This is a genomic window from Streptomyces sp. NPDC048295 (assembly GCF_040652135.1).
Classification (GTDB): domain Bacteria; phylum Actinomycetota; class Actinomycetes; order Streptomycetales; family Streptomycetaceae; genus Streptomyces.
This window is the reverse complement of the sequence record NZ_JBEZLL010000012.1, coordinates 180,955-207,201: the sequence shown is the minus strand read 5'-3', so window position 1 is coordinate 207,201 and position 26,247 is coordinate 180,955. Positions and strand designations below refer to the sequence as shown.

27 protein-coding genes are annotated in these 26,247 nt (G+C 71.7%); 10 read left to right on the top strand and 17 right to left on the bottom strand.

Features of this window, described 5'->3' with window-relative positions; translation table 11 throughout:
* Positions 1–87 precede the first annotated feature (87 nt).
* The 3 genes from AB0D53_RS20025 to AB0D53_RS20015 all read right to left on the bottom strand — a co-directional run bounded on the left by AB0D53_RS20025 (position 88) and on the right by AB0D53_RS20015 (position 3,355).
* Entirely contained in the window at positions 88–1,077 is a 990-nt protein-coding gene (locus AB0D53_RS20025) for a sigma-70 family RNA polymerase sigma factor (RefSeq protein WP_362448184.1), read from the bottom strand.
* Between the two features lie 105 nt (positions 1,078–1,182).
* Positions 1,183–1,899 (bottom strand): L,D-transpeptidase family protein, encoded by a 717-nt coding sequence (locus tag AB0D53_RS20020; RefSeq protein ID WP_362448181.1) that lies wholly within the window; start codon positions 1,897–1,899, stop codon positions 1,183–1,185.
* Positions 1,900–2,032: 133 nt separating this feature from the next.
* A complete protein-coding gene (locus tag AB0D53_RS20015) occupies positions 2,033–3,355 on the bottom strand; it encodes an MFS transporter (RefSeq protein WP_362448178.1) in 1,323 nt (440 codons plus the stop codon).
* A 62-nt stretch (positions 3,356–3,417) separates the two neighbouring features.
* Between AB0D53_RS20015 and AB0D53_RS20010 the strand changes: the two genes are divergently transcribed.
* Together AB0D53_RS20010 and AB0D53_RS20005 are read left to right on the top strand one after the other, a co-directional pair.
* Positions 3,418–4,371, top strand: a complete 954-nt coding sequence (locus tag AB0D53_RS20010) for a LysR family transcriptional regulator (protein WP_329818802.1) — start codon at positions 3,418–3,420, stop codon at positions 4,369–4,371.
* Between the two features lie 108 nt (positions 4,372–4,479).
* Positions 4,480–4,785: a hypothetical protein gene (locus tag AB0D53_RS20005; protein ID WP_362448174.1), complete on the top strand. Its 306-nt coding sequence runs from the start codon at positions 4,480–4,482 to the stop codon at positions 4,783–4,785.
* 100 nt (positions 4,786–4,885) lie between these two features.
* On the opposite strand, the gene AB0D53_RS20000 is transcribed toward AB0D53_RS20005, so the two are convergent.
* Complete coding sequence (locus AB0D53_RS20000; protein WP_362448171.1) at positions 4,886–5,647, bottom strand: alpha/beta hydrolase; 762 nt, start codon at positions 5,645–5,647, stop codon at positions 4,886–4,888.
* An 833-nt stretch (positions 5,648–6,480) separates the two neighbouring features.
* Here AB0D53_RS20000 and AB0D53_RS19995 point away from each other — a divergent pair.
* Together AB0D53_RS19995 and AB0D53_RS19990 are read left to right on the top strand one after the other, a co-directional pair.
* Entirely contained in the window at positions 6,481–7,635 is a 1,155-nt protein-coding gene (locus tag AB0D53_RS19995; protein WP_362448168.1) for an adenosine deaminase, read from the top strand.
* A 135-nt stretch (positions 7,636–7,770) separates the two neighbouring features.
* The gene (locus tag AB0D53_RS19990) at positions 7,771–8,085 is read left to right on the top strand and encodes a hypothetical protein (RefSeq protein WP_362448165.1); all 315 of its coding nucleotides are present in this window, start codon (positions 7,771–7,773) and stop codon (positions 8,083–8,085) included.
* Positions 8,086–8,158: 73 nt separating this feature from the next.
* On the opposite strand, the gene AB0D53_RS19985 is transcribed toward AB0D53_RS19990, so the two are convergent.
* From AB0D53_RS19985 to afsQ1, 5 genes are all read right to left on the bottom strand, one after another.
* Positions 8,159–8,362 (bottom strand): PspC domain-containing protein, encoded by a 204-nt coding sequence (locus tag AB0D53_RS19985; RefSeq protein WP_362448163.1) that lies wholly within the window; start codon positions 8,360–8,362, stop codon positions 8,159–8,161.
* A 94-nt stretch (positions 8,363–8,456) separates the two neighbouring features.
* Positions 8,457–9,035, bottom strand: coding sequence for a VanZ family protein (locus AB0D53_RS19980; protein ID WP_362448160.1), 579 nt, complete (start codon positions 9,033–9,035; stop codon positions 8,457–8,459).
* Between the two features lie 109 nt (positions 9,036–9,144).
* On the bottom strand, positions 9,145–9,762 hold the full coding sequence (locus tag AB0D53_RS19975; RefSeq protein ID WP_362448157.1) for a hypothetical protein: 618 nt from the start codon (positions 9,760–9,762) through the stop codon (positions 9,145–9,147).
* Positions 9,762–11,300, bottom strand: a complete 1,539-nt coding sequence (locus AB0D53_RS19970; protein WP_362448154.1) for a HAMP domain-containing sensor histidine kinase — start codon at positions 11,298–11,300, stop codon at positions 9,762–9,764. The genes AB0D53_RS19975 and AB0D53_RS19970 overlap by 1 nt, the downstream gene beginning before the upstream one ends.
* Positions 11,297–11,974, bottom strand: coding sequence for a two-component system response regulator AfsQ1 (afsQ1, locus tag AB0D53_RS19965; RefSeq protein ID WP_176729344.1), 678 nt, complete (start codon positions 11,972–11,974; stop codon positions 11,297–11,299). Before afsQ1 ends, AB0D53_RS19970 begins: the two co-directional genes overlap by 4 nt.
* A 192-nt stretch (positions 11,975–12,166) precedes the next feature.
* Between afsQ1 and AB0D53_RS19960 the strand changes: the two genes are divergently transcribed.
* Positions 12,167–12,928 (top strand): SigE family RNA polymerase sigma factor, encoded by a 762-nt coding sequence (locus AB0D53_RS19960; protein ID WP_362448151.1) that lies wholly within the window; start codon positions 12,167–12,169, stop codon positions 12,926–12,928.
* Positions 12,929–13,062: 134 nt separating this feature from the next.
* Here the strand turns inward: AB0D53_RS19960 and AB0D53_RS19955 are convergent, their stop codons facing one another.
* Positions 13,063–13,770 (bottom strand): uridine kinase, encoded by a 708-nt coding sequence (locus tag AB0D53_RS19955; RefSeq protein ID WP_362448260.1) that lies wholly within the window; start codon positions 13,768–13,770, stop codon positions 13,063–13,065.
* Positions 13,771–13,833: 63 nt separating this feature from the next.
* Between AB0D53_RS19955 and AB0D53_RS19950 the strand changes: the two genes are divergently transcribed.
* Positions 13,834–14,253 carry a hypothetical protein gene (locus tag AB0D53_RS19950; RefSeq protein WP_362448148.1) on the top strand — a complete coding sequence of 140 codons (420 nt, stop codon included), beginning with the start codon at positions 13,834–13,836 and terminating at the stop codon, positions 14,251–14,253.
* A gap of 66 nt (positions 14,254–14,319) precedes the next feature.
* Here AB0D53_RS19950 and AB0D53_RS19945 read toward each other — a convergent pair whose 3' ends face one another.
* The 3 genes from AB0D53_RS19945 to deoC are packed head-to-tail and all read right to left on the bottom strand — an operon-like array spanning position 14,320 to position 17,619.
* A complete protein-coding gene (locus tag AB0D53_RS19945) occupies positions 14,320–15,222 on the bottom strand; it encodes an aldehyde dehydrogenase family protein (RefSeq protein WP_362448145.1) in 903 nt (300 codons plus the stop codon).
* The gene (locus AB0D53_RS19940; protein WP_362448142.1) at positions 15,212–16,651 is read right to left on the bottom strand and encodes an aldehyde dehydrogenase family protein; all 1,440 of its coding nucleotides are present in this window, start codon (positions 16,649–16,651) and stop codon (positions 15,212–15,214) included. The genes AB0D53_RS19945 and AB0D53_RS19940 overlap by 11 nt, the downstream gene beginning before the upstream one ends.
* A 5-nt stretch (positions 16,652–16,656) precedes the next feature.
* Positions 16,657–17,619, bottom strand: coding sequence for a deoxyribose-phosphate aldolase (gene deoC / locus AB0D53_RS19935; protein ID WP_362448257.1), 963 nt, complete (start codon positions 17,617–17,619; stop codon positions 16,657–16,659).
* Positions 17,620–17,733: 114 nt separating this feature from the next.
* Here deoC and AB0D53_RS19930 point away from each other — a divergent pair, with 114 nt between their 5' ends.
* The gene (locus AB0D53_RS19930) at positions 17,734–18,387 is read left to right on the top strand and encodes a PH domain-containing protein (RefSeq protein ID WP_362448139.1); all 654 of its coding nucleotides are present in this window, start codon (positions 17,734–17,736) and stop codon (positions 18,385–18,387) included.
* Between the two features lie 59 nt (positions 18,388–18,446).
* On the opposite strand, the gene AB0D53_RS19925 is transcribed toward AB0D53_RS19930, so the two are convergent.
* Positions 18,447–19,250 carry a hypothetical protein gene (locus AB0D53_RS19925; protein ID WP_362448136.1) on the bottom strand — a complete coding sequence of 268 codons (804 nt, stop codon included), beginning with the start codon at positions 19,248–19,250 and terminating at the stop codon, positions 18,447–18,449.
* A gap of 517 nt (positions 19,251–19,767) precedes the next feature.
* Here AB0D53_RS19925 and AB0D53_RS19920 point away from each other — a divergent pair.
* A complete protein-coding gene (locus tag AB0D53_RS19920) occupies positions 19,768–20,247 on the top strand; it encodes an ATP-binding cassette domain-containing protein (protein ID WP_362448133.1) in 480 nt (159 codons plus the stop codon).
* A gap of 36 nt (positions 20,248–20,283) precedes the next feature.
* On the opposite strand, the gene AB0D53_RS19915 is transcribed toward AB0D53_RS19920, so the two are convergent.
* The 3 genes from AB0D53_RS19915 to AB0D53_RS19905 form a co-directional block, all read right to left on the bottom strand.
* Positions 20,284–21,924: a phospho-sugar mutase gene (locus AB0D53_RS19915; RefSeq protein ID WP_362448130.1), complete on the bottom strand. Its 1,641-nt coding sequence runs from the start codon at positions 21,922–21,924 to the stop codon at positions 20,284–20,286.
* 60 nt (positions 21,925–21,984) lie between these two features.
* Complete coding sequence (locus AB0D53_RS19910) at positions 21,985–22,809, bottom strand: purine-nucleoside phosphorylase (RefSeq protein ID WP_362448127.1); 825 nt, start codon at positions 22,807–22,809, stop codon at positions 21,985–21,987.
* Between the two features lie 101 nt (positions 22,810–22,910).
* Positions 22,911–23,348 (bottom strand): gamma-glutamylcyclotransferase, encoded by a 438-nt coding sequence (locus tag AB0D53_RS19905; RefSeq protein ID WP_072486709.1) that lies wholly within the window; start codon positions 23,346–23,348, stop codon positions 22,911–22,913.
* Between the two features lie 249 nt (positions 23,349–23,597).
* Between AB0D53_RS19905 and AB0D53_RS19900 the strand changes: the two genes are divergently transcribed.
* Together AB0D53_RS19900 and AB0D53_RS19895 are read left to right on the top strand one after the other, a co-directional pair.
* A complete protein-coding gene (locus AB0D53_RS19900; RefSeq protein WP_362448124.1) occupies positions 23,598–25,037 on the top strand; it encodes an NAD(P)H-quinone dehydrogenase in 1,440 nt (479 codons plus the stop codon).
* 198 nt (positions 25,038–25,235) lie between these two features.
* Positions 25,236–26,219 (top strand): DeoR/GlpR family DNA-binding transcription regulator, encoded by a 984-nt coding sequence (locus AB0D53_RS19895; protein WP_362448121.1) that lies wholly within the window; start codon positions 25,236–25,238, stop codon positions 26,217–26,219.
* Positions 26,220–26,247: the final 28 nt, after the last annotated feature.

Here is a 26,247-nt window from a genome sequence, read left to right as displayed (position 1 = left end):
ACGGCTCGCCCATCCACTGGGCCGGCCCCCGGCCACCGGCCGCCGGCACCCCCCAGCCGGCCACCAGTCCGTTCCGTATGCCGCGCCTCAGGCCGCGTCGGCGTCGAGACGGTCCGGCAGTCCGAAGAGCGGGAACCAGCGCGGGGTGTCCAGGAAGCAGTGCATCCCGGTGATCGCCCCGTCCGAGATGTCGATGACCTGCACCGCCCATGGCACGAACCCGGGCCCGTCCGGATCCGGCTTGTAGTGCGCGAACGCCGGGGTGCCGTTCGCCGATGTCGCCACCAGCCGCGAGCCCGCACAGCCCGCACCGATGGAGAGCATGAAGCCGGTGATGTCGTCGTGCCCCTGGAGCCAGAGGTCGAACGGCGGCATGGTCATCACCGCGTCCTCATGGAGCAGCGCCGTCAGCGCCACCATGTCGTAGCCCTCGAAGGCCGCCACGTACCGCTCAAGGAGCTTGCGCTGCTCCTCGTCGAGCGGATTCGAGGCGTCGACGGGCTTGCCCTCGTGTTCGGTGAGGGTGGCCCGCGCCCGCTGGAGGGCGCTGTTGACCGAGGCGACGGAGGTGTCGAGCAGCTCGGCGACCTCGCTCGCCCTCCAGGCCAGCACCTCGCGCAGGATCAGCACGGCACGCTGCTTGGGCGGCAGGTGCTGGAGCGCGGCGACGAACGCCAGGCGCACCGACTCCCGGGCCACCGCGGCCTCCGCCGGGTCGGCCACCGTCGGCAGGATGCGGCCGTCCGGCATCGGCTCCAGCCAGGTGTTCTCCGGCAGGGGGTTGAGCGCCGCCTGGGCGAGCGGTGTCGGGCCCGTCAGATCGACCGGACGGGCCCGCTTGTTCCCGGCGTTCAGCATGTCCAGGCAGACATTGGTGGCGATGCGGTACAGCCAGGACCGCAGCGAGGAACGCCCCTCGAACTTGTCGAAGTTGCGCCAGGCACGCACCAGCGTGTCCTGCACCGCGTCCTCCGCCTCGAAGGCCGAGCCGAGCATCCGGTAGCAGTAACCGGTCAGTTCGACCCGGTGTCCCTCCAGACGGCTGTCGATATCCGACGGCGCTGTCAGATCACTCATCGTTCCACCCCTGTTGTGCTGTGACACCACTCACTCCAGCACTTCGGAAGCTACCGCAGGCCACTGACAACGGGGGCGGGAAGTACCGAAGCCGCCCGGTTCCGGTCACGTTCCGGGCTTGCGCCCGTACACGTACACGTCGTCGCCGTTCCTCAGCAGATTCCAGTACGACTTGGCGTCGGCGGTACGCATGTTGACGCAGCCGTGCGACCCCGGCGGGTTCCACATCTTCACGCCCACGGCGTGGAAGGCCTGACCCCCGTCGAAGAACTGGGAGTACGGCATCGACACGTGGTAGAGCGACGAGACATGGTTGATGTGGCGCCAGTAGATCTTCTTCGCCCCGGTGCGGGTCTCGTACTTGTCCCGCCCGGTCCGTACCGGCACGGGGCCGAACTTCAGTTTGCTGCCGTCCTGGATCCAGCTCAGCTGCCGGGTCAGGTCCACGCATGCGATGCGCCCCTTGTTGGTGGGGCACTTCTTGTCCTTGTTCGGGTTCTTTCCGGCGGCCTTCTGGGCGGTGAGCGTCTTCATCGTCCGCCAGGTGACCGGGCCCGCGTACCCGATGGTGGGAGTGACCCCGTAGGTGCTCTGGAAGGACCGGATCGCCTTGCAGTCGGCCGCCGACTGCTTGCCGTCCACCGGCCGCTTCAGATACTTCTCGACCTGCTTCTGGTACGGCCCGGTGGACGACGTGCAGGACGCCGCCTGCGCCGAACCGCCGGTGGCCAGCACCAGCGCCGGTACCGCGGTCAGCCCCGCGACCGACAGCGCGAGCCCGCGCCGCAGCCGTGCTCCCCGTATGTTCCCCGCGACTCTCATGTACGCCAACTCCCCTTCGCGCGTCGTGCGGTGATTCCGCCTGCTAGACGCCCGTCGGGGAGTGGATGGTTGTGCGCCGGATGTATCGGTTCTGTACGGAGGCCGTGCCCCGGTCCGGCACGGCCTCCGTTTCTCAGTGCGGTACGGACGCCACCGGCACCGGCCGGCGCCGCTCGGCACGGGCGGCCCGCGTCCCGTACAGCGTGATCGAGACGACACCGAGGACCGCGAGCAGTCCCAGCGACACGGTCCCGGCCCAGCCGCCGGCGTGGAAGGCGACCGCGCCGAGCGTGCCGCCCGCGCTGGAACCCAGGTAGTACGCGGACTGGTAGAGCGCCGACGCCTGGGCGCGGCCCTTCGTCGCGGTGCGGCTCACGGACGAGGAGGCGACCGCGTGCCCGGCGAAGAAGCCCGCCGTGATCAGGACCAGACCGAGGAGCACGGCGGCCAGCTGGTCGGCGAGCGAGAGCAGCAGGCCGGCGGCCGTGGTGGAGACGGCCAGGTACAGCGCGCCCCGGCGGCCGAGCCGGGCGACCAGCTTGCCGGCCGCGGCGGAGGAGACCGTGCCGACGAGGTAGACCAGGAAGATCGAGCCGACGACGCCCTGCGGGAGGTTGAACGGGGCCTCCACCAGGCGGTAGCCGATCACCGTGTAGACCGCGCCGAACACCGTCATGAACAGCGCGCCGATCGCGTACAGCCGGCGCAGCAGCGGATCGGCGAGGTGTCCGCCGACGGTCTTCGCGAGGGCCTTCGGGTTCAGCGTCCCGGGGGTGAAGTTCCGCGCCCGGGGGATCATGAAGTGGAAGACGACCGCGCAGGCCACGGCCAGCACCCCGACCGCGCCGAGCGCCGCCCGCCAGCCCCACAGCTGGGCGATCCAGCCGGTGAGGATACGGCCGCTCATGCCGCCGATGCTGTTGCCGGCCACGAACAGCCCGATCGCGGCGACCAGTGCCTTCGGCCGTACCTCCTCGGCCAGATACGCCATCGCGGAGGCGGGCAGCCCGGCCAGTGCCGCGCCCTGGACGGCGCGCAGCGCGATCAGCCAGCCCAGCGAGGGGGCGAAGGGGACGAGCAGCCCGACCAGCACGGCGACCGTCAGCGAGGCGGTCATCATCTGCCGCCGTCCGAACCGCTCGGAGAGCGCGCTCATCGGCAGCACGCACAGCGCCAGTGCGCCCGTCGCCGCGGAGACCGTCCAGCTGGCCTGCCCGGCCGTGGCGCCGAGGGAGGCGGAGACGGCGGGCAGCAGGGCCTGCGTGGAGTAGAGAAGCGCGAACGTCGCGACACCTGCGGCGAAGAGCGCGAAGCTCATCCGGCGGTAGCCGGGGCGGCCCGGTTCGAGACGGTCCGGCGCGACGGAGCCGGCGGTGGCGGCGGGAGCGGCGACGGGGGACGGCTGGGGCGAGGCGGCCACGGTGAGCGTGGACGCCCCGGTACTGGCAGGAGGCATGCTTCGAAAGTAGGCTCTCCGGTTTCATGCGTCCAATGCACGAAGTGGCGATAATCAATCCCATGGTGCATGAACGCAGCTCACAGCCCCGGCTGTCACCCAGTAGTTACGAAGAAGACATTCGCGCCGTGCTCGCACCGCGACTGGCCCACTTCGAGGCGGTGGCCCGCCACGAGCACGTCACCCGCGCCGCGCAGGAGCTCGGCGTCCCGCAGTCGACGCTGTCGCGGGCGATGGTCAGGCTCGAACAGGACCTGGGAGTCGCCCTGTTCGCCCGCAAGGGCCGTACCGTCTCGCTCACCCCGGCGGGCCGCACCTTCCTCGGCTCCGCCGAGCGGGCCCTCGCCGAGGTCGAGAAGGCCGCCGACTCGGTACGGGCCGACGCAGACCCCGCCACCGGCAAGGTCGCCTTCGGCTTCCTCCACACCATGGGCTCGGAGACCGTCCCCGCCCTCCTGCGCGCCTTCCGCGCCGACCACCCCCGGGTCCGCTTCCAGCTCGTGCAGAACTACGGCGAGGCGATGATCGAGCGCCTGAGGGCCGGTGGCCTCGACCTCTGCCTCACCTCACCCGTCCCGGACGCCCCCGACCTCGTCGCCCGCCGCCTGGACGAACAGCGCCTGCGCCTGGTCGTCCCCGAGGACCACCGCCTCGCCGGCCGCCGCCGCATCCGCCTCGCGGAGGCCGCCGACGAAAAGTTCGTCACCCTGGAGCCGGGCTACGGCCTGCGGCGCATCACCGACGACCTCTGCGCCGAGGCGGGCTTCACCCCCCGGGTGGCCTTCGAGGGCGAGGAGGCGGAGACGCTGCGCGGCCTGGTCGCGGCCGGCCTGGGCGTGGCCCTGCTGCCGCCACCCGCCGTGCCCCGCCCCGGCGTCGTCGAACTCACCGTCACGGCCCCGAGGGCGGCCCGCGAGATCGGCGTCGCCTGGCTGGACGGCCACCCGGACACACCGCCGGTGGCCGCCTTCAAACGCTTCCTGCTGTCGAGGCGGGGGCACCTGCTGCCGGACTGACCAGAGCGCCCCGGAGCCGTGCCTATGATCGACTTCGGCCGGCCCGGAGCGTCTGACCTGCGCATCCCGTGCCGTCCGGTACCTGAGCACGCAAACGAGGGAGAGCACATGAAGAGCGCCGTACGCGGCCTGACGGCCGCCGCTGCCACCGCGGTCCTCGCCGGCGGCCTGACCGTCGCCCTGCCGGGCGCGGCGAGCGCCAACGACTACGGCTACACGTGCAAGAACTGGAAGACCGGCAGCTCCACATGGTCCGCCTCCTGCGCCGTGACACGCGGCAAGGCCCGCACCGTGACGGAGTGCTCCAACCGGACGGTCTACGGTGCCTGGGTCGGCAAGGGCAACTGGAAGTTCGGCGGCGACTGCGGCAAGTACGCGCTGCGGGCCTACGACGTCCAGTGGAAGAAGGCCTGACCTTCCTCTCGCGGCTCCGGCCGCGGTCCCGGCGGACCGCGGCGAGACCGCGCCCGGGGCCGGCGGGCACCCCGCGTGCCCGCCGGCCCACCGGCTCCCGTCAGGCCCGCAGCGACTTCCCGAACCCCGCCGCCAACGGCATCCGCAGCCCCAGCGGGGGCGGCGCGGCCAGGGCGTCGGCCACCGGGCGTGCGTAGGCCCGGCCGAACAACGATCCGCGGACGAAGTCCGCGGCCAGGGACATGACTTCGGCGCGGTGCTGGCGCAGCCCGTGGCCGTCCGAGTGGACCTCGAAGCGGCAGGTGTCGCGGTTGGTCTTCTTGGCGCGCTCGGCCAGCCGGAAGGACAGCTCGGGGTCGGTGCGGGCGTCGTTGGTGCCGTGGACGAGCAGCACGTGACGGCCCAGCAGATGCTTCACCGGCTCCGGTTCCTCCGCCCCGCTCCCGGGCAGCCAGGGGGCCATCGCCAGCACGGAGTCGACCGCCGCGTGGCCGCCCGCCCGGAGCGCGGCCCGGCCGCCCATGCCGTGGCCGGCCAGGCAGACGGGAACGTCGCCGTAGCGTCGTACGACCTCGTCCACCGCCCACTCGGCGTCCGCCGCGAGGTGTGCGTCGGTCGCGTTCCAGCCCCGGCAGCGGTAGCGCACCACATGCACGGCGAGCCCGTCCTCCTGGCCGGCGCGGGCCAGGGTGCGGGCCAGGGGGAGCTGGAGTGCGTAGGAGAGAGGGGAGGGGCGGCGGTGCGAGTCGGCCTCGCCGTCCGGGAGCAGCAGGACCACGCCGCTGACCGCGGTCGGAGCTCCGGCCGCCCTGACGGCCCGTCCCAGCCTTGCGGCGGGCAGGGGGAGTGCTCGCTGTGCCATCAGTTCTCCTTCGAGGGGGCCACCGCACCCGTACGTGTGAGGTTTGGGGAGCCGGGGGTTGATGTACCGGTGACGTTCGTATGGTCGTGTGGCTGTGGCTGGCTGTGGCTGGCTGTGGCCAGGAAGGTTCGCCGCTTCCCCGGCGTTGTGTGCGACCCCGGGCCGCGCGTCGTGCGGTGCCCGGAGTACCACCGCCCGGTCCGGGGCGGCCCGGTCGCGGCGCGCCCGGGCGAGCTGACCCGGCAGAAGGCCGACGCACGGGGGTGGGAGCGATCCGCGGACCCGTGTCCGCCTCCAGGGCGTCGGTCATGTCCGTGTGCATCGGCAGGGGCCCGTGCAGGGCCGGGTGAGGACGGGCGGCGTCGAGCGCGGGGACGCCGTCGGCACGTCGTCCCCGCCCGTGACGAAGTGCCCGGGGAGCCGCTGCCGTCCATCGGCACCGTGGCCGGCGGCGACATGGGCGTCACCCGCTTCCTGACCACCTCGGACGGCGCACACGTCACCACCCCGAAGTTCCTCGGCGGGGCGGCCGGGGAGCTGACCGGCGCACCTCGCGAAGGAGAACCGCGTCACCCGGGCCGAGTCCACCTGTACGGCGTGCGGCTTCACCGCCGGCGCGGACCACGCCGGCGCGACGAACGCCCTCGCCGGGGCGGCCGGGCGGGTCCTCCGCGACGTGGCCTGGCCACCGGCACAGGAGGCCTGTGCGTTTGCGCGTGGGTGGAGTCACGACAGAACAGTGTCAGAAGGCCGGGTGTACTCCACCTGTATTGGCGGTCACTGTTACGTATCGGCGAGCGACAATCTACGCGCGTAGGGATTAGAGTGCGCAGATGATGAGCCCGACCCTTCACGTGCCCGGCCAGGACCAGATCCGGCGTGCACCCAAGGTGCTTCTGCACGACCATCTCGACGGCGGCCTGCGTCCGGGGACGATCGTCGACCTCGCTCTCGCGAGCGGATACGAAGGACTGCCCGAGACCGAGCCCGACAAGCTCGGCATCTGGTTCCGCGAGGCGGCCGACTCCGGATCGCTGGAGCGCTACCTGGAGACGTTCGCCCACACCTGCGCCGTCATGCAGACCCGCGAGGCCCTGGTCCGGGTGGCCGCCGAGTGCGCCGAGGACCTGGCCGCGGACGGTGTCGTGTACGCCGAGGTGCGGTACGCCCCCGAGCAGCACCTGGAGGCCGGGCTGACCCTCGAAGAGGTCGTCGAGGCGGTCAACGAGGGCTTCCGCGAGGGCGAGCGGCGAGCCCGCCTGGACGGGAACCGGATCCGGGTGGGTGCCCTCCTCACCGCGATGCGGCACGCCGCCCGCTCCCTGGAGATCGCCGAGCTGGCCAACCGCTACCGCGACCAGGGCGTGGCCGGTTTCGACATCGCGGGCGCGGAGGCGGGCTTCCCGCCCACCCGGCACCTCGACGCCTTCGAGTACCTCAAGCGCGAGAACAACCACTTCACCATCCACGCGGGCGAGGCCTTCGGGCTGCCGTCGATCTGGCAGGCGCTCCAGTGGTGCGGCGCGGACCGGCTCGGTCACGGGGTCCGCATCATCGATGACATCGAGGTCGCCGAGGACGGCGGTGTGAAGCTCGGCCGCCTCGCCTCCTACGTACGGGACAAGCGCATCCCGCTGGAGCTGTGCCCGACCTCCAACCTCCAGACCGGCGCCGCCGCCTCGTACGCCGAGCACCCCATCGGGCTGCTGCGGAAGCTGCATTTCCGTGCCACCGTGAACACGGACAACCGGCTGATGAGCGGTACGAGCATGAGCCGTGAATTCGAGAAGCTGACCGAGACCTTCGGATACACGCTCGACGACATGCAGTGGTTCACCGTCAATGCGATGAAGTCGGCGTTCATTCCTTTTGATGAGCGTCTGGCGATGATCAACGATGTGATCAAGCCCGGATACGCCGAGCTGAAGTCCGAGTGGCTCTTCGAGCAGACCTCGGCGACCAGCGTTTCTTCCGCTTCCGTCGGCTGATCGACGCCCTTGCGCGGAAAGGCCGGGAAGTCGAATTTCCGGCCTTTCCCGGTGTGTCGGAATGTTTGTGGGAAGGGCGGTGGGACGACTACGTTTCGGAACCCCCACGTCCCTCTCCCCAAGGATGAATTTCACATGAAGCAGTCTGCTGCCAGGACTCTCGGCGTTGCCGCTCTCGGTGCCGCTTTCGCCGCCGCCGCGGGTACCGCCTCCGCCGCCGTGCTGCCGGCCGACGCCGCGGGCACCGCCCTGCCGGTGGCGACCACGGCACTGGGGACCGCGACCCAGAGCCTGCCGGTCCAGGAGACGACCACCAAGCTCCTGGGCACCGGCCAGCAGAAGCTCGTCGGCGGGGCCACCGCCCCGGTCAAGAGCCTGCTCGGCGGCCTGCCCGCGGGCGGCATGAAGACCAGCGGCCTGTCGGCCAACGGTCTTCCGCTCGGCGGCTGATCCCCGTACACGCCTGTGGGGCGGACACCCGGACCGGGTGTCCGCCCCACAGGCGTATCCATGTGCGCGAGGGTCACCAGTCGGTGGCCGACGAGGTCCTCTCGGACGGGAACAGCAGCCACAGCGCCAGGTAGAGCAGGAACTGCGGCCCCGGCAGCAGGCAGGAGACCAGGAAGATGACGCGCATGGTTCCCGCGGAGGTGCCGAAGCGCCTTGCCAGCGCTGCGCACACTCCGCCGATCATGCGTCCGTCACGGGGGCGGGCAAGTGCGGCCATGGTGGGCTCCTTCGCGAACCGTTGCTGAGGGAGCAGCTCCGTCGTGCTCCCGATGGCTCCATGGTGGCTCGGAGAACGGGGGCAAAGCGTCGCTCTACGGGGCGATCCCGACCCTGGGAATCGTCGGGGTCGCACCCTGACCCGTCTCGTCCCTGCGGTGGGGCACCGCCCCGGTCTCGTCCCCGGTGCGGCGTACCGCCCCGGCCCGCCCCTGCTTCCGGCGGCGCAGCCGCGCCCGGCACATGGGGACGACGAGCAGATGGGCGAGCGCCACACCGGCGGTGTTCAGCAGCAGCGAGTCGACGTCGACGACCTGTCCGGGCACTCCGGTCTGGGCCAGTTCGATGGTCGTGGAGATCAGTGACCCCGCCGCGACGGTGCGGGCCAGCGAGGCCCAGGGCGAGACGGTGACCCGGCCGCCGGCCATCGGCAGCAGTACGCCCAGCGGGGCGAGCAGCAACAGCCCCTCGCCGATCCGGCGGGTCGCCTCGACCGGGCCGAGGGACAGGTCGGCTCGGATGCCGGCGAGCGGCTGGAGATTCGAGGCGGTCGTCCAGGGCACGTCGAGGGGGCGCAGTGTCAGCCACCCGACGAGCAGCAGATGCGCGAGGAGGAGAGCTACCCCGGCCGCGCGGAAACGGATGACGGTTTGACCGTCCGAACCTTGACGCACGCCCCCCAAGACGCCGCGAACGGCAGGATCGGTTCCGCCGGGCCTGAATCCGGCCCGGCGGGCGTCCGACCGGCGCCGGAGGGCGGGCGGCCGGACCGGCGCGGGCCGGTCAGCCGCCGGTGCCCGCCACCGGCGTCGGGACGGTCTTCGGTCTCGCCTTCATCTCCGAGGTGCACAGATAGCCGCGCGGCGCGTAGTTCCCCGGCCCGCCGAGTACGACCGTGCCCTGCGGGGCGAGCGTCTTGCTCTCCGCGTACGTGCACACGATCTGCGCCAGCGCCTCGGACCGCAGGTCCTCCGGCTGTTCGCTCAGCCGCAGGGTGCCCTGCCGGTCACCGGGGCGGGCCGCGGCGACCCGCAGGTTCTTCGGTACGGCCGTGGAGTACCCGGCCCGCCGTTCCGCGGTCGGCGGCTTGCGGCGCAGTTCGTCCAGGAGCGCCTGCGCGACCGGCACCCGGTCCGAGCCGTTCCCGTCGGCCCGCACCGTGCGGTCCACCGTGACCAGCTGCGAGGAGCAGACCAGATAGATCTGTACGGGTATGCCCTTGAGGGCCTGTGTCGTGACGCTCTCCGCGGACATCGAGCACGGCACCTGGGACGGCGCGGCCCCGGCGTCCACCGGCACCGTGGTGGACCTGATCCCGCAGCCCGCGGCCAGCACGGCGCCGGCCACGGCCCCGGCCAGTGCCAGGGCCGAACGGCGCGCCCGGCGGTTGTCGCTGCCCATCACGTCGCGTCGCCCTCCTCGTCCCGGTCCCCGCTGTCGTGCCCGTCGGCGGAACGGGTGAGCTGCTCGGCATCGCGCGGAAGCCGCAGCACGAAGACCGCGCCGTCGCCGTCCGGCGAGTTCGCGGCCGTGATGTCACCGCCGTGGATGTGCGCGTTCTCCATGGCGATCGACAGGCCGAGACCGCTGCCCTCGGAGCGCGGGCGCGAGGCACTGGCCTTGTAGAACCGGTCGAAGACGTGCGGCAGCACATCCTCGGGGATACCGGGTCCGTGGTCGCGGACCTCGATGACGAGTTCGTCGCCCTCGGTCCGCACCGCGACCCGTACCGGCGAACCGCCGTGCTTGAGCGCGTTGCCGATCAGGTTCGCCAGGATCACGTCGAGCCGGCGCGGGTCGAGGCGGACCATCATGCCGCGCTCGGCGTCCAGGTCCACCGCGTCCAGCCAGGCGCGGGCGTCGATGCAGGCGGTGACCTGGTCCGCGACGTCGACGGTGTCCAGGACGAGCCGGGCCGTACCCGCGTCGAAGCGGGTGACCTCCATCAGGTTCTCCACCAGGTCGTTCAGACGCCGGGTCTCGCTCACCACCAGGCGCACCGCGGGCGCGATCATCGGGTCGAGGCTGTCCGCCTCGTCCTCCAGCACCTCGGTGACGGCGGTCAGCGCGGTGAGCGGGGTGCGCAGCTCGTGCGACATGTCGGCGACGAACCGCCGGCTCGCCTCGTCCCGTGCGCTCATGTCCGCGACCCGCTTCTCCAGCGAACTCGCGGTTCTGTTGAACGTACGGGAGAGATCGGCCAGTTCGTCCGTGCCGGAGACCACGAGCCGGGTGTCGAGCTTGCCCTCGCCGAGCTTGCGGGCGGCGTCGCCGAGCCGCTGCACGGGCCGCAGCACGGTGGTCGCCGCGGCCTGCGCGAGCAGCGCCGAGCCGATCAGCGCCAGCCCGGTGGCGATCCCCAGGGACCAGGCCAGGGAGTTGAGATCCTGCCGTTCCTGGTCGAGGGACTTCAGCATGTAGCCGGTCGGACCGCCGCCGATGATCTTCGTGCCGCCCACCAGGTACGGCGTGCCGCGGATGCTGGTCCGCTGCCAGAACAGGTGGTACTCGTACTTGTTGCCCGCTTCCAGCGGCTGCTTCTTGTTGACCGCCTTCTGGAGCGACAGCGGTACGTTGTCGAGCGTGAAGCTGTCCAGGTCGGAGTTGCCGACGATCGGCTTGCCGGTGTCGCGCTCGTCCACCAGCAGCACGCTGTAACCGGGCGAGCTGCTCGCCATCTGCACGGCGGCGTTCTGCAGGTCGTCCCTGGTGGGGTGGAGCGGCAGCGAGGCCGCCCGGCCCTGCATCTCCTGACGGAAGTCCCCGAGCGCGGAGTCCTGGGTGCGGGTCAGCACGGCCTCGCGGTTCAGCCAGTACGCGATCCCCGACGCGGACACCGCGGCGGTCAGAGCGACCAGCGCGAACACCACGACGAGACGCAGTCGCAGACTGGTCCAGCGAAGCCCGGTGAGCAGACTCCGTTTGACGGCATTGCTCACTGAGGCGAGTCCAGCCGGTAGCCCACACCCCGGACGGTGCGGATCAGTGTCGGCGAGGACGGCACGTCCTCCACCTTGGCCCGCAGCCGCTGCACGCACGCGTCGACCAGCCGGGAGTCACCGAGGTAGTCGTGCTCCCAGACCAGCCGCAGCAACTGCTGCCGCGACAGGGCCTGGCCCGGGCGGCGGCTCAGCTCCAGCAGGAGGCGCAGCTCGGTCGGCGTGAGCTGCAGATCCTCCCCGTTCTTGGTCACGGTCATCGCGGAACGGTCGATCACCACGTTCCCGAAGGACGCGGAGTCGGTGGATTCGCGTTCACCGCGGCGCAGCACCGCGCGGATGCGGGCGTCGAGCACCCGGCCCTGCACGGGTTTCACCACATAGTCGTCGGCACCGGACTCCAGCCCGACGACGACGTCGATGTCGTCGCTGCGGGCGGTCAGCAGAATGATCGGCAGCTGGTCGGTGCGCCGGATACGCCGGCACACCTCGAAGCCGTCGATACCGGGCAGCATCACATCCAGCACGATCAGGTCCGGCCGCTGCTCACGCAGCAGTTTCAGGCCGTCCTCTCCTGTCGCCGCAGTGGCCACACGGTGGCCCTGGCGCGACAGCGAGAGTTCGAGGGCCGTGCGGATGGCGTCGTCGTCCTCGATCAGCAACAGGAAAGGCACGCTGGTCATTCTGACCCATGGCAGAGCCTCAGTTCGACAGTTGGGGCCGACTCATACCTCCGGCACGCCCTCGGCGCACGGACGGCAGGCCCTGTGACAGGCCTGTGACAGTCGGCGGACAGCGTCATGAAACTGCCCCGGCAAGCTCATTGGCACAAGGAACGGACGGACTCCACCGATGGGGGGCGCGAGATGAACGCAACTCACAGCATCACCGCAAGCGCAGTTGTCACGCGTCTCCACGACGTCGGCCGGGGCACCGAGAAGTCCGGCGCCGGGAATGGACGGGGGTGCGTTCGTGGCGCCGGGCGTCAGCACCCGTCGTACATGACGGTGGTTGACGTGCCCGTGGGGGGCAACGGGGGGAACAACGGGGGCAAGGCGTACGGGGAGGGCACGGAGGAACGGACGGTCCCGGCGCAGGGCGAGGACGCCGAAGCGGCGTTCACGGCCTACGTCCAGGAGCGCCGCGCCTCCCTGTACGCGACCGCCTACCACCTGACCGGCGACCGGTTCGAGGCCGAGGACCTGCTGCAGAGCGCCCTGTTCTCGACGTACCGGGCGTGGGACCGGATCAGTGACAAGGCGGCGGTCGGCGGCTATCTGCGCCGCACCATGACCAATCTTCACATCAGCGCCTGGCGCAGGCGCAAGCTCAACGAGTACCCGACCGAGGAGCTGCCGGAGACGGCGGGCGACACGGACGCGATGCGCGGCACGGAACTGCGCGCCGTGCTCTGGCAGGCGCTGGCGCGGCTGCCGGAACTCCAGCGCACGATGCTGGTCCTCCGTTACTACGAGGGCCGCACCGATCCGGAGATCGCGGCCATCCTCGACATCAGTGTCGGCACGGTGAAGTCCAGCATCTGGCGGTCGCTCCGCCGGCTGCGCGAGGACGAGGTCCTCAGCTTCGGCCGTGACGAGGAGGAGTCCTTCGGCGAGCTGGTGGCCTGAGGCGAGGGGGGAGCACGGGGGAACACGGGGGCGCTGCTTCGGGGGAGGCGGCGCAGTACGGGGGAATTGCTGCGGGGTCGGACGGGCCGGGGGGGCCTGTCCGACCCCGTTCGCGTGTGTACGGGGCGGGCCCGCTATGCCGTCCCGCGTGCCGCGGGCGCCCGCCGGCAGCGGCCCGCCGCCGCCGCGGCCAGCCGGCCCAGGGCCTCTTCCTTGCCGCAGGGGTGCGCGCCCAGCGCCGTCTGCCGCGCCACGATCCGCCGCTCCGCCCGCATCAGTCGCCACCCGCGCCGCAGCAGGAACAGCACCGACTTGCGTCCTTCGCGCAGGTCCCGCAGCAGCCGGCGGCGGAACGTCGTCGTCGGACGGCCGCGCAGGCAGAGCGCGTCCGCCAGGACGCCCAGCTCCTGGCACCGCTCGACTATGTCCGCCGCGAAGATCCCCTCGGCCACGAACAGCGGCGTGCGCTCGATGTGGAGGGCCTCCCGGTCGACCCGGGAGCTGGTGGAGATGTCGTAGACCGGGACGTGGGTGCGGCCCGTGCGGCAGAGTTCCTCGATCGCGGCGACCGCGGCGTCGGCGTCCCAGGACTGCGCGGAGTCCCAGTCGATGTCCGTGCTGCCGGGGACGAGCGGCAGCGTGGGGTCGTCGCCCTCCTTGTAGAAGTCGTCCAGGCGCAGCACCGGCAGGTCGGTGCGGGCGGCGAGGGAGGACTTGCCGGAGCCGGAAGGGCCCGCGAGCAGCACCACGCGGGTCGGGATCGGTTGGGAATTCACAGAACATGAGTGTGAGGCATTGACCCGCGCAGGGGATCCCCCGGTGCCCGTGTTGGTATCGAGCATCACACCTCAACTACTCTACGCACTCAGTTGATTACTCGATCGTCTCGATCAGGTGGGAACTCCATGGCACGTCATGCACTTTCCAGGTCCCGGCGCCGCGCTCTGCTGAGGGCAGGTCTGACCGTCACCGCGGTGGGTGCCGCGCTCGGTGCGGGGGGTGCGGCGGCCCAGGCGGCGCCGCTGCCCCATGTGCCGGTCGTGGGCGCCGACACCAGCCTCGGCGAGGCCGGGGACGCCGCCGGGGGCGCGGTGACCGGCGCGCTCGGCCACTCGCTCCGCAACGGCATCGCCCCGGTGACGCATCTGCGGCTCGACCCGCTGGCCGGTACCGGCACGGATCCGCTGGACAACACGGTGGGTACACGGCTCGCCGACTTCAAGCCGGTGTCCACGGCCGCCGTCACCGACCCGCTGACCAGCGGCGGTGCGCTGAAGGACCTGCCGCTGGCCGGGCCGGTGGTGCAGGCGCTGCACGGCGGCTGAGCGGCGGGCGACGGCCTGTTCCGCCGGGGTGCCGGAGGAACGGGCCGTCGCCGTGCGGGGACCGGGTCAGTACGAGGAGCCGGAGACGCCCAGGGCGCCCGTCGGGTGCCAGACCGTCTTGGTCTCCAGGAAGGCCGTCAGGCGGTGGGTGCCCGGGTCGGCCGTCCAGTCCGCGGCGCCACCGTCCACAGGTTGTGGACGAAGGACGCGCTTCAGGTTGTCCGCCGCCGCGATCTCCAGCTCCTTCGCCAGCGCGGCGTCGGCGCCCGTGAGGTCGATGGCGTTGACGTCCTGGTGGGAGGCGAGCGGGGCGGCGATCTCCGCGGTCTTCCCGGACAGGATGTTGACCACTCCGCCCGGCAGGTCGGAGGTGGCCAGCACCTCGCCCAGCGAGAGCGCGGGCAGCGGGGAGTCCGCCGAGGCGATGACGACGGTCGTGTTGCCGGTCGCGATCACCGGGGCGATCACCGAGACCAGGCCCAGGAACGAGGACTCCTGGGGCGCCAGGACCGTGACCACACCGGTCGGCTCGGGCGTGGACAGATTGAAGAACGGGCCCGCGACCGGGTTCGCCCCGCCCACGATCTGGCCGATCTTGTCGGTCCACCCGGCGTACCAGACCCAGCGGTCGATCGCGGCGTCGACGACGGCCGCCGCCTTGGACTTCGACAGGCCCTCCGCGTCCGCCACTTCCCGTACGAACTGGTCCTTGCGGCCCTCCAGCATCTCCGCGACGCGGTAGAGGATCTGGCCGCGGTTGTACGCGGTCGCTCCCGACCAGCCGCCGAACGCCTTGCGGGCGGCCACGACCGCGTCGCGCGCGTCCTTGCGGGAGGACTGGGGGGCGTTCGCCAGCCACTTGCCCTTCGAGTCCGTCACCTCGTACACCCGGCCGCTCTCGGAGCGGGGGAACTTGCCCCCGACGTACAGCTTGTAGGTCTTGAAGACGCTCAGACGGTTATCGGACATCGAGGTACGCCTCCAGGCCGTGACGGCCGCCTTCGCGGCCGAAGCCCGACTCCTTGTAGCCGCCGAAGGGCGAGGTCGGGTCGAACTTGTTGAACGTGTTGGCCCAGACGACGCCCGCCCGGAGCTTGTTCGCCACCGCGAGGATGCGGGAGCCCTTCTCCGTCCAGATGCCGGCCGAGAGGCCGTACTGGCTGTTGTTGGCCTTGGCGACCGCCTCGTCGGGCGTGCGGAACGACAGCACCGACAGCACCGGGCCGAAGATCTCGTCGCGGGCGATGGTGTGCGCCTGGGTGACGTTGGTGAACAGCGTCGGGGCGAACCAGTAGCCGGCCGAGGGGAGTTCGCAGGGGGCGCTCCAGCGTTCGGCGCCCTCCGCCTCGCCCGTCTCGGCGAGTGCGGTGATCCGGGCGAGCTGCTCCGCGGAGTTGATCGCGCCGATGTCGGTGTTCTTGTCCAGCGGGTCGCCGAGCCGGAGTGTGGACAGCCGGCGCTTCAGCGCGTCCAGCACCTCGTCCTGGACCGACTCCTGGACCAGGAGCCGCGAGCCCGCGCAGCAGACCTGGCCCTGGTTGAAGAAGATGCCGGTGACGATGCCCTCGACGGCCTGGTCGACCGGGGCGTCGTCGAAGACGATGTTGGCGCCCTTGCCGCCCAGTTCGAGGGTGACCCTCTTGTCCGTACCGGCGATCTGGCGGGCGATCGCCTTGCCGACCGCGGTCGAGCCGGTGAAGGCGACCTTGTTCACGTCCTCGTGGGCGACGAGCGCGGCGCCCGCGTCGCCGTACCCGGTGAGGATGTTCACGACACCGTTGGGCAGGCCCGCCTGGCGGCAGATGTCCGCGAAGAACAGCGCGGAGAGCGGGGTCGTCTCGGCGGGCTTGAGGACCACCGTGTTGCCGGTGGCGAGCGCCGGGGCGATCTTCCACGCGAGCATGAGCAGCGGGAAGTTCCACGGGATGACCTGGCCCGCGACACCGAGCGGGCGCGGGTTCGCGCCGTAGCCGGCGTGGTCCAGCTTGTCGGCCCACCCCGCGTAGTAGAAGAAGTGCGCCGCGACCAGCGGGAGGTCCGCGTCGCGGGTCTCCTTGATCGGCTTGCCGTTGTCGAGGGTTTCGAGGACGGCGAGCTCGCGGCTGCGCTCCTGGATGATCCGGGCGATCCGGAAGAGGTACTTGGCGCGCTCGGAGCCGGGCAGCGCCGACCACTTCTCGAACGCCTTGCGGGCCGCCTTCACGGCCCGGTCGACGTCGGCGGCGCCGGCCTGCGCGACCTCGGAGAGCACCTCTTCGCTGCTCGGCGAGACGGTCTTGAAGACCTTGCCGTCGGCCGCCTCGGTGAACTCGCCGTCGATGAACAGCCCGTACGAGGGGGCGATGTCGACGACCGAGCGCGACTCGGGAGCGGGGGCGTACTCGAATGCAGATGCCATGGGGATCAGTCCACCGTCACGTAATCGGGGCCGGAGTAACGGCCGGTGCTGAGCTTCTGGCGCTGCATCAGCAGATCGTTCAGCAGGCTGGAGGCGCCGAAGCGGAACCAGTGGTTGTCCAGCCAGTCCTCGCCCGCGGTCTCGTTCACCAGCACCAGGAACTTGACCGCGTCCTTGGACGTACGGATGCCGCCTGCCGGCTTCACCCCGATCTGCACACCGGTCTGCGCGCGGAAGTCGCGCACGGCCTCCAGCATCAGCAGGGTGTTCGCGGGCGTGGCGTTCGTCCCGACCTTGCCGGTCGAGGTCTTGATGAAGTCGGCGCCGGCCAGCATGCCGAGCCAGGAGGCGCGGCGGATGTTGTCGTACGTGGACAGCTCGCCGGTCTCGAAGATCACCTTCAGGCGGGCGTCGGGGCCGTCGGCCCGCGCACACTCCGCCTTCACGGCGAGGATCTCCTCGTACACCTTCAGATAGCGGCCGGAGAGGAAGGCCCCCCGGTCGATCACCATGTCGATCTCGTCGGCCCCGGCGGCCACGGCGTCGCGGACGTCCGCGAGCTTCACGTCGAGCGCGGCGCGGCCGGCGGGGAAGGCCGTCGCCACCGACGCCACCTTCACACCGGAACCGGCCAGCGCGGCGACGGCGGTCGCCGCCATGTCGGGGTAGACGCAGACCGCCGCGGTGCGCGGGGTCGTGCGGTCGGTCGGGTCGGGGTTGACGGCCTTGGCGGCGAGGGCCCGGACCTTGCCCGGGGTGTCCGCGCCTTCCAGCGTCGTCAGGTCGATCATCGAGATGGCCAGGTCGATGGCGTAGGCCTTGGCCGTCGTCTTGATCGAACGGGTGCCGAGGGACGCGGCGCGCGCTTCGAGGCCGACGGCGTCGACGCCGGGCAGCCCGTGCAGGAAGCGGCGCAGCGCACTGTCGGACGCGGTCGCGTCGGCGAATGCGGGAGCTGTGGTGGGCATGGTCACCAGAGGAGCATATCTACGCGCGTAGCGACCTGTACAGGGGGACCACCTCTCCGCGCGGGGCGCGGTCCGCCGGGCGGCACCGTGCCCCGGTCAGGCAGAATCGGGCCCATGACGAGCCCCACACCACCCGCCGAGCCGGTCTACGCCGACCGGACCTTCCGCTCGCCCGCCGGGATCGTCGGGGGCGTCCTGCTGCTTCTGCTCATCCTCTGGATCGGCGGGGACGCCACGATCCGAGGGAACGGCCGGGTGCCGTGGCTGGCGCTGGCGGGGATGCTGACCTCGGTGCCGCTGGTCGTCGCGTTCACGCTGCGGCCCGTCGTGCTCGCCAACGACCGGCGCATCCGGATCCGTAACCCGTTCCGGACGATCACCATGCCGTGGACCGAGGTCTCCGATCTGCGGGCCGGGTATTCGAGCGAGCTGTTCACCGAGGGCGGCGCCAAGTACCAGCTGTGGGCGGTGCCGGTCTCGCTGCGACAGCGCAAGAAGGCGGCCCGGCAGCAGTCCCGGCGGTCGCTGGACGACCCGTACGACCGCACGTCCGTGCAGGCCGATGTGCGCGACACCCGGGCCCGGACGGCGTCGGCCGACCAGACCATGGCCGATCTGCGCGAGCTGGCGGAGCGGGCGAGGACGGGCGGAGCGGGCGCTGCCGCGGGGTCCGCGGAGCCGTCGGTGTCGGTGCGCTGGGCGTACGAGGTGATCGCTCCGGCGGTGGTGGGCGCGGTGCTGCTCGTGGTGCTCCTCGCGACCGGCTGAGGCCTTGGTCCGGTGAGGCCCGCACCGTGCCGGTGCGGGCTTCACCCTTGTTCCGGGGCCTACTTGACGTCGACGTAGTCCCCGCCGGCGGTCGCGCCGCCCGTCGTGGACGTCTCGCCGAAGGTCCAGCGCCAGTAGCCGTCCGCGGACGCCTTGACCGTGGTCCTCAGGTTGCCCGAGGAGTTCGCCTTGACGATCTTCACCGTGGAGTAGGCGCTGGTGCCCGCCTTGCGGAACTGCAGCTTCGCCGACTTGGAGCCGTAACCGGTGTAGGTGTGCTTCACCCAGTCGGCGCGCGTGAGCCGTCCGGTCACGGTGAGGGTCCTGCCCTTGGCCACCGGCTCGGGGGAGGCGTTGACGGTCGCCCGCGCCGCACGCTTGACCTGCGCCGTGCCGAGGGCGGGCAGGTACTCCTGGCTCTTCGGCTGACCGTTCGCACCCCAGATGCGTGCGGCCGCGCCGACCTTCCAGGTCGTGGCGTCGTTGTTCGAGTCCAGGGTGTAGCGCGGCTCGATGTACAGCTCGCCCTTGCAGTCGGCGGCGCGCGAGCCGTCCTCGTAACAGGTCATGCTGCTCAGGTAGATGCCGCCGTCGTCGGCACCCTTGCCCGCGGTGGTGTCGTGGTACAGGTACGGACTTGCCTCCACGTCGGAGAGCGAGTGGCCCGCGGACCAGGTGACGTGGAAGCTGACACCGGGGAGTTTCTCCTCGGTCGTGCCCACGACGACGGGCCTGCCCGAGTTCACGACCATCTTCGACACCTTGATGCCGGTGTCGGCGGCTTCCGCGGCCGGGGCGGTGAACGCCGCAAGGGCGAGCGCTCCCGCGAGGGCGGCCACGGTGCCGGTTCTGCCTGTGCGCATGCACGGCCTCTCACTGGTAGGTATGCGAGTCGCCGCAGACTACCGCCCGGCGCCGGGCGGAACGCCCCCGTGCATGCCGGGCGCACGAGAGGCGACTTCCGTGCGAAAGCCGACCGCTGCGGTGGTTTCGGGTCCCGGCGGTCCTGCCGCTCTCCACGCATCGCGGGTGCCGCCCGGCTTCCGGAGCGGGCGGCGGGGGTGGGGCGGGACGACGGACGGCGGCGGTTCCGGCAGAGCGAGCGGACGCCACCGGCGCGCGCTGAGCGGTCTCCGTCCGGTTCGCGGTGACCGCAAGGTCATGGACCGGCCCTCCACGCGCCGGAGGTCACCGCACTCATCGGCTGCGGCACGTCGGCGTTCCTGCGCATCCTCGACCGGACGCACGAACCGACCGGCTCCGCCGCCCGCCCGGCCGGGTCCTGCCGGGCGGCGAGGACATCCACGACCGCGGCCGCCGCATCACCCGTGCCCGCCGCGAGATCGGCATGGTCTTCCGGAAACCCGACCGCTCCCCGCCATGCCCCTGTACGACAACGTCCTCGCGGGCCTGGAACTCAACGGCATCAAGGCGGCCAGGGACAGCCGGGACGACCTCGTCGAGGAGTGCCTGACCAGGGCGGGCCTGTGGCGCGAGGCCGAGGACCGGCTCCGCCGGCCCGGTGGCGCGCTCTCCGGCGGACAGCAGCAACGCCCGTGCATCGCCCGGTTGTTGACGGTACGCACCCGGGTGCTGTCGATGGACGAATCCTGCTCCGCCCTCGACCCGGCCTCCACCCGCCGGATCGAGGAGACCACCGCCGGCCTCGGGGCGGAGGTCACCATCGTGATCGTCACGCACACCATGCAGCAGGCGGCGCGGGTCCCCGGCCACTGCGCGTTCTTCCTCGCCGAACAGGGCACGCCCGGCATCGTCGTCGAACACGGTCCGACCGGCGGGACGTTCGGCTCCCCGCGGGACCCCCGGACCGCCGACTACGTGAACGGCCGCTTCGGATGACGCCCCGGGGTCCCGCGCCGACTGCCCCGCTCCCGCTCAGATCCCGGCCGCGGCCGCCAGGTCGCGCTTGATCCCGGCGAGCAGCTCCGCACCCTTAACACGGGCCGCCGGCAGCTCGTCCGCCGAACCGACCGGCACCACGACCTCCAGATAGCACTTGAGCTTCGGCTCGGTGCCGCTCGGGCGCACGATCACCCGGGCGCCCCGCAGGTGGTAGCGGAGCCCGTCGGTGGGCGGCAGCTGCTCCGTGCCCCGCGCCAGGTCCTCGGCGGAGGTGACGGCGAGGCCCGCGAGCGCGGCCGGCGGCTGCTCGCGCAGCCGCGCCATGGCGTCGGAGATGACCGACAGGTCCTTCACCCGGACCGAGAGCTGATCGGTGGCGTGCAGTCCGTGGGCGACCGCGAGGTCGTCGAGGAGATCGAGGAGCGTACGCCCCTGCTCCTTGAGCACGGAGGCGAGCTCGGCGATGAGCAGCGCGGCCGTGATCCCGTCCTTGTCGCGCACGCCCTCGGGGTCGACGCAGTAGCCGAGCGCCTCCTCGTACCCGTACCGCAGCCCCTCCACCCGGGCGATCCACTTGAAACCGGTCAGCGTCTCCTCGTAGCCGTTGCCCGCCTTCTCGGCGATCCGGCCGAGCAGCGAGGACGAGACGATCGACTCGGCGAAGACACCGATGGCGCCCCGGTCGACCAGATGGGCGGCGAGCAGCGCCCCCACCTCGTCGCCGCGCAGCATCCGCCAGCCGCCCTCGGTACCGGGGTCCGGGACGGCGACGGCGCAGCGGTCGGCGTCCGGGTCGTTGGCGATGACGAGGTCGGGGTCCGCGCGGCGCGCGGTCGCGAAGGCGAGGTCCATCGCGCCGGGCTCTTCCGGGTTGGGGAAGGCGACGGTCGGGAACGCCGGGTCGGGCTCGGCCTGTTCGGCGACGAGCACCGGCGCGGGGAACCCGGCCCGGTCGAACGCGGCGGTCAGCACGGACGTGCCGACCCCGTGCATGGCGGTGTACACGACCCGGGCGGTACGCGGCGACCCGGCGGCGAGCACGGCGTCCGTGCGGGCCAGATAGGCCGCAAGGACCTCCTCGCCGAGGACCTCCCAGCCGTCGTCGGGGCGGGGCACGCCGTCGAGCGGGCCGACCGCGGCGATCGCGTCGGCGATCTCGCCGTCCGCCGGCGGGACGATCTGCGAGCCGTCGCCGAGATAGACCTTGTAGCCGTTGTCCCGCGGCGGGTTGTGGCTGGCGGTCACCTCGACGCCCGCGACGGCGCCCAGGTGCCGTATGGCGTACGCGAGCACGGGGGTGGGGAGCGGGCGGGGGAGCACCGCCGCCCGCAGGCCCGCGCCGGTCATCACGGCCGCGGTGTCGCGGGCGAAGTCGGCGGACTTGTACCGGGCGTCGTACCCGATGACGACGAGGCCGCCGCCCTGCCCCTGCGCCCTCAGGTACGCGGCGAGCCCGGCCGCCGCGCGGATGACGACGGAGCGGTTCATCCGCATCGGCCCGGCCCCCAGCTCACCGCGGAGCCCGGCGGTGCCGAACTGCAGGGTGCCGGCGAACCGTGCGGCGAGCTCGTCGAGATCCTCGGCCTCGATGAGTCCGGCGAGCTCCTCGCGGGTCTCGGGATCGGGGTCCTCCGCGAGCCATGTCCTGGCCCGCGCGATGAGGTCCTGCAGCACGGTGTCCGCCTTTCTGCGGTGTAGGGGTCCGGCCCCGCGGGTGTGCGGGGGCGCGGGGTCTCAGATCCGGTCGAGCACCCGGGCCAGCAGCGAACCCATCCGGGTCGCCGAGTCCCGCCCCGCCTGCAGCACCTCTTCATGGTTGAGCGGCTCCCCGCTCAGCCCGGCCGCGAGGTTGGTGACCAGCGAGATGCCCAGCACCTCGGCACCGGCCTCGCGCGCGGCGATGGCTTCGAGCACGGTGGACATGCCGACCAGGTCGCCGCCCATCACACGGACCATGTTGATCTCGGCCGGCGTCTCGTAGTGCGGGCCGGTGAACTGCACGTACACGCCCTCTTCGAGCGTCTCGTCGATCTCCTTGCACAGCGCGCGCAGCCGCGGCGAGTACAGGTCGGTCAGGTCGACGAAGTTGGCGCCGACGATCGGGGAGGCCGCCGTCAGGTTGATGTGGTCGCTGATGAGCACCGGCTGACCGGGGCGCATGCCCTCGCGCAGACCGCCGCAGCCGTTCGTCAGGACGACGGTCCCGCACCCGGCCGCGACGGCGGTACGGACCCCGTGCGCCACGGCGGCGACGCCCCGGCCCTCGTAGAAGTGCGTGCGGCCGAGGAAGACCAGGACACGCTTCTCGCCGATCCGGTACGAGCGGATCGTGCCGCCGTGCCCCTGTACGGCGGGTGCCGGGAACCCGGGCAGCTCGGTCACCGGGAACTCGGCCTCCGGAGTGCCGAGCGCATCGCCCGCGGGTGCCCAGCCGGAGCCCATCACGAGCGCGACGTCGTGGGTCTCGGCACCGGTCAGCTCGCGCAGGCGGGCGGCGGCGTCGGAGGCGGCGGCGTACGGGTCGCCCTGGATCTGGTCCGGAATAACTGATGCGTTCACGCGGATGAGGGTAACCGCTGATTCCCTACGCGCGTAGATGCCCTTGCGCAGAGACTGCGCGCACTTGCTCGTACTTTCACACAAAAGCGCTGGTCGGCAGGTCAGCAGGGGCGCTTGCGCAGTTCCATCACATAGTCGTGCGGCGCGCCCGCGGACTCCGCCGCGTCGGCGATCTCACCCAGATAGCGGGCGGACGGCAGGCCGCCCTCGTACCCGTTCAGCACATACATCCAGGCCGGCTCCTCGCCGTCCAGGGTGTGCACCCGCACCCGCATCCGGCGGTAGATGTCGAGCCCGACACCCTCCCACCGGTCCATGGAGTCCTCGTCCATCGGAGCCAGGTCGTACAGCGCCACGAAGACCTGGGAACGGGGGGCCTCCACCACCGTGGCGAGCGCGCCCTCCCAGCCCATCTGCTCCCCGCCGAAGGTCAGCCGCCAGCCGTTGAGCCAGCCGGTGCCGCGCAGCGGGGAATGCGGTGCGCGGCGCGTCATCAGCCGCGCGTCGAGGTTGCCGGCGTACGCGGCGTAGAGCGACATGGGTTCGAGGGTACGGGAGGTGACGGGGAGAACGTCGACTCCGGTGCGGAAGACCACTCAGAGGGTTCCGCTTCCCGCTCCCGGGCCCCGGCGCGCACGCCCCGGCGCACGTATGGAGGGCCCCGGGGCGAAGCACCTTGGCGCGTGCGGGACAATGAAGTACGTACTGCATTCCCCCGGGGCGCTCCCCCGGACCCCCGGCCGGGGCAGCAGACGGCCGCGGGATGACATACGCGAGGCGGACTTTTCGTGACCCGGATCGTGATCATCGGCGGCGGACCCGGCGGCTACGAGGCGGCACTGGTGGGCGCCCAGCTCGGCGCGGAGGTGACCGTCGTCGACTGCGACGGCCTCGGCGGCGCGTCCGTGCTCACCGACTGCGTGCCCTCGAAGACCCTCATCGCGACGGCGGAGGTGATGACCACCTTCGACTCCTCGTACGAGGAACTGGGCATCATCGTCGCCGACGACACCCCTTCCGTCGAGCAGGCCGCCCGTGTGGTCGGCGTCGACCTGGGCAAGGTCAACCGACGGGTGAAGCGCCTGGCGCTCGCCCAGTCCCACGACATCACCGCCTCCGTCACCCGCGCCGGCGCCCGCGTGATGCGCGGCCGCGGCCGTCTGGAGGGTCTCCAGGCCGCCGACGGCTCCCGCAAGGTCGTGGTGACCGCCGCCGACGGCACCGAGGAGACGCTCACCGCCGACGCCGTGCTGATCGCGACCGGCGGCCACCCCCGCGAGATAGAGGGTGCGCTCCCCGACGGCGAGCGCATCCTGAACTGGACCCAGGTCTACGACCTCGACGAGCTGCCCGAGGAGCTCATCGTGGTCGGCTCCGGCGTGACCGGTGCCGAGTTCGCGGGCGCCTACCAGGCGCTCGGCTCGCGCGTCACCCTCGTCTCGTCCCGCGACCGGGTGCTGCCGGGCGAGGACCCGGACGCCGCCGCCGTCCTGGAGGACGTCTTCCGGCGCCGCGGCATGAACGTCATGGCCCGCTCCCGCGCACAGGCCGCCAAGCGTGTCGGCGACCGGGTCGAGGTCACCCTCGCCGACGGCCGGGTCATCTCCGGTTCGCACTGCCTCATGGCGGTCGGAGCGATCCCGAACAGCGCGGGCATGGGCCTGGAGGAGGCCGGGGTCCGGCTCAAGGAGTCCGGCCACATCTGGACCGACAAGGTCTCCCGCACCAGCGCCCCGGGCGTGTACGCGGCCGGTGACGTCACCGGGATCTTCGCCCTCGCCTCGGTCGCCGCCATGCAGGGCCGGATCGCGATGTACCACTTCCTCGGCGACGCGGTGGCCCCGCTGGACCTGAAGACGGTCTCCTCGAACGTCTTCACCGACCCCGAGATCGCCACCGTCGGCTACACCCAGGCCGACGTCGACGCCGGAAAGATCGACGCCCGGGTCGTCAAGCTGCCGCTGCTGCGCAACCCGCGCGCCAAGATGCAGGGCATCCGCGACGGCTTCGTCAAGATCTTCTGCCGCCCCGGCACCGGCATCGTGGTCGGCGGCTGTGTCGTCGCGCCGCGCGCGAGCGAACTCATCCACCCCATCTCGATCGCGGTCGACAACAATTTGACGGTGGAACAGATCGCAAACACCTTCACCGTGTACCCGTCCCTGTCGGGTTCGATCGCGGAAGTGGCCCGGCAGTTGCACACCCGTAAGCGCACGGGCGAGGCGTAAGCGCCTCCGGTCACCCCGGAGAACCCCGGCAACTTCCGGCGAGTCCCGGCAACTCGGGCGGTCCGGTGACCGCCGTCCGGTCAGTACAGAACAACAACGGGGCCGCCTATATCACTTGGCGGCCCCTTGTATGTACAACTTCCGTTATTCGGCGCAAACTGCTGAAAACACTCGGGCGGTCACGTTACTGTCAGTTTCGTGTTCGCTGCAGAACGTCGTCAGTTGATCCTCGAAATGGTGCGTGCCAACGGGGCGGTATCGCTCCGTGAGCTCGCCCGCGTCGTCCAGACCTCCGAAGTGACCGTACGGCGGGACGTGCGGGCACTGGAGGCAGAAGGACTCCTCGACCGCCGGCACGGCGGTGCGGTACTGCCGGGCGGTTTCACGCGGGAGTCCGGCATTCCGCAGAAATCCCATCTCGCCACCGCGGAGAAGACGGCCATCGCCGACCTGGCCGCCGGTCTCGTCGAAGAGGGCGAGGCCATCGTCGTCGGCGCCGGTACGACCACGCAGGAGCTGGCCCGCCGGCTCGCGCGGATCCCCGGCCTGACGGTCGTCACCAACTCCCTCCTGGTCGCCCAGGCGTTGGCCCATGCCAACCGGGTGGAGGTGGTGATGACCGGCGGCACACTGCGCGGTTCCAACTACGCCCTGGTGGGCAGCGGCGCCGAGCAGTCCCTCCAGGGCCTGCGGGTCTCGCGCGCGTTCCTCTCCGGGAGCGGGCTCACCGCGGAGCGCGGCCTCTCCACGTCCAACATGCTCTCCGCGAGCGTGGACCGCGCGCTGGTGCAGGCCGCCGCGGAGGTGGTGGTCCTGGCCGACCACACCAAGCTCGGCTCCGACACCATGTTCCAGACGGTGCCCACGGACCTCATCACCCGCCTGGTGACGGACGAGCCCCCCGGCCACGACGACCGTGCCGCCACCGAGCTCCAGGCCCTGGCGGACCAGGGCGTACAGATCGCGGTGGCCGGTTCGGGCGGCGGCGGCCCCGCAGCGGCCGAGCCACTCCCGCACGGTCGTCAGGGCCGTCGCGACCTGCCGCTGCCCGGACAGCGCCGTACGCACGGGGGCGGCCCCGGATCCCCGGGCCCGCAGCAGCTGCGGAGCGCCGCGTCCCTGACGGAGCAGGGCCAGGGCCCCGGGGACCGGGCAAGGGTCGCGGACCTGCGGCGCAGGTAGCGGCCGAGAGCCGGCGTGCGAGGCGCGG

Coding starts and splice junctions, on each gene's coding strand:
- AB0D53_RS20025 (WP_362448184.1), bottom strand. CDS start 1,077: ATGAGTGATCTGACAGCGCCGTCGGATATCGACAGCCGTCTGGAGGGA.
- AB0D53_RS20020 (WP_362448181.1), bottom strand. CDS start 1,899: ATGAGAGTCGCGGGGAACATACGGGGAGCACGGCTGCGGCGCGGGCTC.
- AB0D53_RS20015 (WP_362448178.1), bottom strand. CDS start 3,355: ATGCCTCCTGCCAGTACCGGGGCGTCCACGCTCACCGTGGCCGCCTCG.
- AB0D53_RS20010 (WP_329818802.1), top strand. CDS start 3,418: ATGGTGCATGAACGCAGCTCACAGCCCCGGCTGTCACCCAGTAGTTAC.
- AB0D53_RS20005 (WP_362448174.1), top strand. CDS start 4,480: ATGAAGAGCGCCGTACGCGGCCTGACGGCCGCCGCTGCCACCGCGGTC.
- AB0D53_RS20000 (WP_362448171.1), bottom strand. CDS start 5,647: ATGGCACAGCGAGCACTCCCCCTGCCCGCCGCAAGGCTGGGACGGGCC.
- AB0D53_RS19995 (WP_362448168.1), top strand. CDS start 6,481: ATGATGAGCCCGACCCTTCACGTGCCCGGCCAGGACCAGATCCGGCGT.
- AB0D53_RS19990 (WP_362448165.1), top strand. CDS start 7,771: ATGAAGCAGTCTGCTGCCAGGACTCTCGGCGTTGCCGCTCTCGGTGCC.
- AB0D53_RS19985 (WP_362448163.1), bottom strand. CDS start 8,362: ATGGCCGCACTTGCCCGCCCCCGTGACGGACGCATGATCGGCGGAGTG.
- AB0D53_RS19975 (WP_362448157.1), bottom strand. CDS start 9,762: ATGGGCAGCGACAACCGCCGGGCGCGCCGTTCGGCCCTGGCACTGGCC.
- AB0D53_RS19960 (WP_362448151.1), top strand. CDS start 12,167: ATGAACGCAACTCACAGCATCACCGCAAGCGCAGTTGTCACGCGTCTC.
- AB0D53_RS19955 (WP_362448260.1), bottom strand. CDS start 13,770: ATGCTCGATACCAACACGGGCACCGGGGGATCCCCTGCGCGGGTCAAT.
- AB0D53_RS19950 (WP_362448148.1), top strand. CDS start 13,834: ATGGCACGTCATGCACTTTCCAGGTCCCGGCGCCGCGCTCTGCTGAGG.
- AB0D53_RS19945 (WP_362448145.1), bottom strand. CDS start 15,222: ATGTCCGATAACCGTCTGAGCGTCTTCAAGACCTACAAGCTGTACGTC.
- AB0D53_RS19940 (WP_362448142.1), bottom strand. CDS start 16,651: ATGGCATCTGCATTCGAGTACGCCCCCGCTCCCGAGTCGCGCTCGGTC.
- deoC (WP_362448257.1), bottom strand. CDS start 17,619: ATGCCCACCACAGCTCCCGCATTCGCCGACGCGACCGCGTCCGACAGT.
- AB0D53_RS19930 (WP_362448139.1), top strand. CDS start 17,734: ATGACGAGCCCCACACCACCCGCCGAGCCGGTCTACGCCGACCGGACC.
- AB0D53_RS19925 (WP_362448136.1), bottom strand. CDS start 19,250: ATGCGCACAGGCAGAACCGGCACCGTGGCCGCCCTCGCGGGAGCGCTC.
- AB0D53_RS19920 (WP_362448133.1), top strand. CDS start 19,768: ATGCCCCTGTACGACAACGTCCTCGCGGGCCTGGAACTCAACGGCATC.
- AB0D53_RS19905 (WP_072486709.1), bottom strand. CDS start 23,348: ATGTCGCTCTACGCCGCGTACGCCGGCAACCTCGACGCGCGGCTGATG.